Source organism: Microbacterium sp. (assembly GCF_036566905.1).
Classification (GTDB): Bacteria; Actinomycetota; Actinomycetes; order Actinomycetales; family Microbacteriaceae; genus Microbacterium.
The window spans coordinates 1-5,735 of the sequence record NZ_DATCVK010000175.1; the positions used below are offsets into that span (position 1 = coordinate 1).

The window sequence follows — 5,735 nt, forward strand, 5'->3', positions numbered from 1 at the left end:
GTGCGGACTCGACCACGGGCTCAGCATCGACCACAGCGACCGAATCGGCAAGAGGCGCGGTGACGGAGCTCGGCGCGGGCGCAGAGGCGACCTCGGGCGTGATCGCGGCATCGGTCGCATCGGCGGGCGCCGTCGCGGCCCCGGGAGCGGGCTGGGGCGACGCTTCGGGCTCGGCCGTCGGTGCGGGTGGCGAATCGGCCGACGGTACGTCGGCGACGGGCGGAAGCGGCGGCCGCGGCGGCACCACGATCCCGGCGGCAGCGCTCGCGGCGAGCTCCAGATCGCTCGGAAGCGGCGGCGGCGGGCCGGGATCCGGCTGCGGTTCGGCGGTGCGCGGAGCGCGATTCTTGCGCGGGGCGTCCTTGTCGGAGCGCGGCTTGCGGGGCGGGCGGCGGGGCTTGTCGGGAGGCGGCGGTACCGTGTCGGCGAGGCGAATCACGCCCGCACCGGAGTGACGGTCCGGCTCTTCCGGATCGATGTCATTCGGCACCGGGAGGGAGGCTGTCACTGAACCAACGTATCAAGCGGGCCTGACGCTGGGGCAGTTCGTGTCGCCGCGTCGCGGCATTCGCGTTATGTCACGAATCGGCAACGGGAGCCCATCATTCTGCACCTTCACAGGGGTCATCGATAGCATGGTCCCGGCACGAAGGGGTGTCGAGCCGGTGAACCGGCAGTGAATCGCGCACTTCAGGAGAAGACTTTGACCCTTCAGACCGTTATCCTCGCAGCCGGAATGGGCTCGCGTCTCGGCCGCAGCCTTCCCAAGCCGCTCACCGAGCTGAGCGACGGCCGCAGCATCATGCAGCAGCAGCACGACAACATCCGTGCCGCGTTCGGCAGCGACGCCAAGATCACCACCGTCGTCGGCTACCGTGCCGAGACCATCGTCGAGGCCTTCCCGCACGTCGACTACGTCTACAACGACCGCTACGACCAGACGAACACGTCCAAGAGCCTGCTGCGCGCCCTCGCCAAGACCGGCAAGGGCGGCGTGCTCTGGATGAACGGCGACGTCGTCTTCGACCCGCGCGTCCTCGGCCGCGCCATCGAGGTCATCGAGCGCGACCAGTCGTTCGTCACCGTCAACACCTCGAAGGTGAGCGACGAAGAGGTCAAGTACACCGTCACGCCTGAGGGCCACATCAAGGAGCTCTCGAAGACCGTCAAGGGCGGCATCGGCGAGGCCGTCGGCATCAACTACATCTCGAGCCTCGACAAGAAGTCGTTCATGCGCCACCTGACTCGCGTCGACGACCAGGACTACTTCGAGCGCGGCCTCGAGCTCGCGATCGCCGAGGACGGCGTGCTGCTCCAGCCGCTCGACATCTCGGACCTGTACGCCGTCGAGGTGGACTTCGCCGAAGACCTCGAGCGCGCGAACCTCTACGTCTGACCCCTCGGCGCGGGGCTGTCAACCCGGGCGGACGCTCGGATCCGGGCGCATAGACTCGGCGCGATGAGCGAGAAGGTCCACCGCATCCACTCCCTGCCCGGCGACGCGCCGTGGCAAGGAGGTCTGCCGCCCACCGGGTCGGACGAGCACCCCTTCACGATCCGCGCGCTCGACCGCGTGCTGTCGATCCAGCGGCCGGTCGTGCTCGCGCACCTGCGCAGCATCCGCCTCCGGCATCCGGATGCCTCCCCCGCCGACATCATCCGCATCCTCGAGCGCCGCTACCTCGCAGCGGTCACGACCGGCGGCGCAGCGGTGGGCGCGACCGCCGTCGTCCCCGGTATCGGCACGGGAGTCACCCTCGCGCTCAGCGGCGTCGAGACGGTGGCCTTCCTCGAGGCGACCACGTTGTTCGCCCAGTCGGTCACCGAGGTGCACGGCATCCCGGTCTCGGATCCCGACCGCGCGCGGGCGCTGGTGCTGACGCTCATGCTGGGCAAGGAGGGCGTCGACCTCGTGGCGCAGCTGGCCGGTCAGGCGGCCGGACGCGGCCCGAGCCGCTCCGGATACTGGGGCGAGCTCATCACCAAGTCCCTCCCCCGCGCCGCGGTCGGGCCGCTCGTGGACCGCCTCAAGTCGACGTTCATCCGGCAGTTCGCGGCTCGCGGCGGCGCGTCGTGGATCGGCAAGGCGCTGCCCTTCGGCATCGGCGCCGCGATCGGCGGCGCCGGCAACAACATCCTGGGGCGCCGCGTCCTCGTCGGCTCCCGGCGCGCGTTCGGAGTGCCCCCGCTCCAGCTGCCGCCGGAGCTCGAGCCCCGGCCCGGCGCCGACCGCGTGGAGCGCCTCGCGGGTCGAGGCATCCGTCGCGCCGGAGGGTTCGTGATCCACGGCGTGACCCGCGGGACGGCGGCGGTCGGCAACGTCGTGCGCCGCAGAAAGCCCGAGATCGAGGCTCCGCCCGCCGACTGATGTGACCCTGCCCGCGTTCGCGCGGGGTGAGAATGTCGTCATGGGTCTGTTCAACCAGCTTCCGGAAGAACCCGCCGAATGGGCGGGGCTGCCCTCCGAGCCCGAACGCACCGATACCCAGGCCGAGCGGCTGGCCGAAGCCGCAGCCGTCGATCTCGGCGGCCTCGGTGTCGGCGGCGTCGGGCTCGGGGCGGCTCCGGCCGTCGAGTCCATCGTCATCCCCGTCACGCCCGTCATCGAGATCGCCGGGTCGCAGGAGTCGGGCGAAGACGCGTAGCCCGAGACCATTCTTCGAGCGTCAACTGCAAGCGCTTGCACTCCGACCTCGACATGCCAACCGTCCCGGGCATACGCTCACAGGTATGGACAGCACCCTGGCGTGCCTGGCGGCGTGGATGCCGCGGCAGCGGTGGTACGCCGCGAAAGGGCGTCCGCCGAGCCTGCGCCTGGTGTCGTGGTGGGACCTGACCGTCGATCCCGACGACCCCGCCGACACACCGGGCAAGGCCCGCATCCGCACATTCCTGGTCGCCGACGAGGGGGCCCTCCCTGCGGTGCTCTACCAGATACCCGTCGTCGAGCGAGCGACCGAAACCGTGGAGGCGGACCCCGACCACGTCATCGGCAGCCCCGCGCCCGGGACGACATTCATCGACGGCCCGTTCGATCCCGCCTACGCCAACGCGCTCCTGCGCCTCATCGCCCGCGGCGGCACGGCCCGTGGACCCCAGACGACCGCGATCGGGCGCGTGGCCGCGCTCGGCAGCGCACCGGCCGAGGCCAAGGCCCGAGTGATCAGCGGGGAGCAGTCCAACACGTCGCTCATCTACGAGGGCGTCGGCACGCCCGTCATCTGCAAGGTCTATCGGCAGCTCCACGCCGGGCTGAATCCGGACATCGAGCTGCAGGAGGCCCTGGCGCGCGCCGGGTCGCCTCACGTGCCGCGGCCCATCGGGTCGATCGAAGGCACGTGGCCCGACCTCGCCACCGCCCACGGCAGCGTCCGCGGCTCGCTCGCCTTCGCCCAGGAATACCTTCCCGGAGTCGACGACGCGTGGCGGGTCGCCCTTCTCGCCGCCGCGAAGGGCGACGACTTCCGCGACCCCGCGCGCGCTCTCGGAGCTGCGACCGCGCACGTCCATGTCGCTCTCGCGCAGTGCTTCCCCACGCGGAGCGCGACCGCAGCCGATCGCGATGCCACCGCGGCGACCTGGGAACGTCGGTTCGCGATCGCGATGGCCGAGGTGCCCCAGATCGCCGGGCAGCGGGATGCCGCGACCGCGGTGTACCGTCGCGCACTCGAAGTGCCGTGGCCGCCGCTGCAGCGGATCCACGGCGACTACCACCTCGGCCAGGTGCTCCACTCCCCCGACCGCGGCTGGGTGGTCGTCGACTTCGAGGGGGAACCGCTCAGGCCCATGGCCGAGCGCACGCAGCCCGATTTCGCCCTGCGGGATGTCGCCGGCATGCTCCGCTCCTTCGACTACGTCGCGGGGTCGCTGCGCCTGGACCATCCCGAGCGGTCGGCCGACGCGGTGCGTGCCTGGGCTCTCGACGCGCGTGCGGCGTTCGTCGAGGGCTACGCGGCGACCTCGGGGACCGGCCTCGACCCCCGGCATCCGCTCCTGGCCGCGCTCGAACTCGACAAAGCGGTGTACGAGGCGATCTACGAAGCGCGCAACCGGCCGACGTGGGTCGCGATCCCGCTGCGGGCGATCTCGCGGCTGGTCGAGCGTCCGACCCCGGTGGCCTGAGGCACCCACGGCCCGCGCTCGGCGCGCCGGTGACGTGCCGGTCGCTCAACCCTCTTCGTCGAGGTCGGCCTCGTCCTCTTGCTCGTCGTCGTCGCTGTCGGCGACCGAGCGGGCGTACCAGGTCTCCCAGTCGTCCATGAGTCCTTGCACGGCACCGTGGAACCGTGCCGTCGCTGCGCCCGGGGTGGTGTCGCCGAAGTAGCGCGTCACCCACTGCTCGAGACGCGCGACCGCTTCGGGGTCGCCCAGCACCCGTTCCGTCTCGGCGACGATGTCGGCGGCGGCCGACGCGTCCAGCCATTCGCACGCCGACAGGTAGCCGTGCGTGTCGATGGCCGCGGCGGGGTCGGCGGGCCGGGTGATGAGCAGCGGCCTGTCGGCGGCGAGCCGGTCGTAGACCATCGCGGAGATGTCGACGATCGCGACGTCGGCGGCGGCCAGCTGCCAGCCGAGGTCGGGTCCGTCGTCGAAGACGTGCTGCGCGGCGGGGTCGGCCGCGTTCGCCGCAGCCAGGGCCGCGATGATGCGCTTGTTCGCGGCGCCGTACTCGTGGTTCACGACGCCCGACCGCGGATGAGGGCGGTAGATCACCCGGTGGCGTCCGGTCGCGAGGAGGGCGCCGACCAGCGCCTCACCGTGCGTCGCGATGGAGCCGTAGTGCGCCGAAGGGCGATCGCCCTCCCAGGTGGGCGCGTAGAGCACGACGGTGCGCTCGTCCGGTGTGTACGGCAGGGTGCCCGAGTAGTGGTCCGCCTGCGGGCGGCCGATCTCGATCGTGCGCCGGTCGATGTCGTAGTCCCACAGCACCCGCGAGAGCCGCTCGCGCGCCGCGTCGCCCGCGATCATCGCGTAGTCGTACGCCTTGTACTGGTTGGTGGTCATGTACATCTTGTCGGACTCGCCGTGGTTGATGAACACATGCCAGCGACGCCCGTAGCGGAACATCTGGAAGTTGCGCGTGTTCTGGTTCACGTAGAGCACGAGGCGGATGTCCTGCTTGGCGATGAAGCGCTCCAGGTCGCGCACCGTCGGCACGAACGCGACCGGCAGTGCGCCGTCGGCGAGCAGCGCCTCGGCACCGGTCGCGGCACGGCTGAGCACGACGACGGGCCAGGTCTTCGCCAGCCCGGCGAGCGGCTTGTACCACTGCCGCATCTGGTACATGTTGACCGCGCCGTCGGCAAAGTACACCGCGACCCGGTAGTGGAACGGCGGATGCTGTGGCCGGGCCGCGAGCGTACGCCGCACGTCGATGACCGCCGAGCGATTGCGCACCGCCTTGCGGACGAGCGCGACCGCCTTCTTTCCATCCGAGACGAGACCCACGCGTCCAGCCTACCCAGCGGCACCCATGACATGATCGACGCGTGCATGTCGAGCAACACGGGCGCAGGGACGCTCCGGTCCCCCCGCCCGCTGCCGGCGTGAGCTTCGTGATGCCGGTGCTCAACGAGCGCGACTACCTGCGGCGGGCGGTCGAGACCGTGCTGGCGCAGGATGTGCCGGGTCCGAGCGAGCTGATCCTGGCGCTGGGCCCGTCGACCGACGGCACGAGCGAACTGGCTCGCGAACTCGCCCGGGACGAAGACCGCATCGTGCTGATCGACAACCCG

The 5,735-nt window shown here is 71.1% G+C and carries 6 protein-coding genes and 1 pseudogene; 5 read left to right on the forward strand and 2 right to left on the reverse strand.

The genetic code is table 11. The features are described from left to right. Positions 1 to 508, reverse strand: a pseudogene (locus tag VIP82_RS14295) (ABC transporter); the annotation flags it as partial. Positions 509 to 703: 195 nt separating this feature from the next. Here VIP82_RS14295 and VIP82_RS14300 point away from each other — a divergent pair. The 4 genes from VIP82_RS14300 to VIP82_RS14315 all read left to right on the forward strand — a co-directional run bounded on the left by VIP82_RS14300 (position 704) and on the right by VIP82_RS14315 (position 4,122). After that, positions 704 to 1,396, forward strand: a complete 693-nt coding sequence (locus VIP82_RS14300; RefSeq protein ID WP_331909740.1) for a phosphocholine cytidylyltransferase family protein — start codon at positions 704 to 706, stop codon at positions 1,394 to 1,396. 63 nt (positions 1,397 to 1,459) lie between these two features. Next, the gene (locus tag VIP82_RS14305; RefSeq protein ID WP_331909742.1) at positions 1,460 to 2,368 is read left to right on the forward strand and encodes a hypothetical protein; all 909 of its coding nucleotides are present in this window, start codon (positions 1,460 to 1,462) and stop codon (positions 2,366 to 2,368) included. Positions 2,369 to 2,408: 40 nt separating this feature from the next. Continuing rightward, positions 2,409 to 2,645, forward strand: a complete 237-nt coding sequence (locus tag VIP82_RS14310; protein ID WP_331909744.1) for a hypothetical protein — start codon at positions 2,409 to 2,411, stop codon at positions 2,643 to 2,645. A gap of 85 nt (positions 2,646 to 2,730) precedes the next feature. Then, positions 2,731 to 4,122, forward strand: a complete 1,392-nt coding sequence (locus VIP82_RS14315) for a maltokinase N-terminal cap-like domain-containing protein (protein WP_331909746.1) — start codon at positions 2,731 to 2,733, stop codon at positions 4,120 to 4,122. A 45-nt stretch (positions 4,123 to 4,167) separates the two neighbouring features. Here the strand turns inward: VIP82_RS14315 and VIP82_RS14320 are convergent, their stop codons facing one another. Further along, the gene (locus VIP82_RS14320; RefSeq protein ID WP_331909748.1) at positions 4,168 to 5,448 is read right to left on the reverse strand and encodes a CDP-glycerol glycerophosphotransferase family protein; all 1,281 of its coding nucleotides are present in this window, start codon (positions 5,446 to 5,448) and stop codon (positions 4,168 to 4,170) included. Positions 5,449 to 5,546: 98 nt separating this feature from the next. On the opposite strand from VIP82_RS14320, the gene VIP82_RS14325 reads away from it, so the two are divergent. Continuing rightward, positions 5,547 to 5,735 (forward strand): glycosyltransferase (locus tag VIP82_RS14325; protein ID WP_331909750.1); only part of this gene is annotated, 189 nt, incomplete at its 3' end.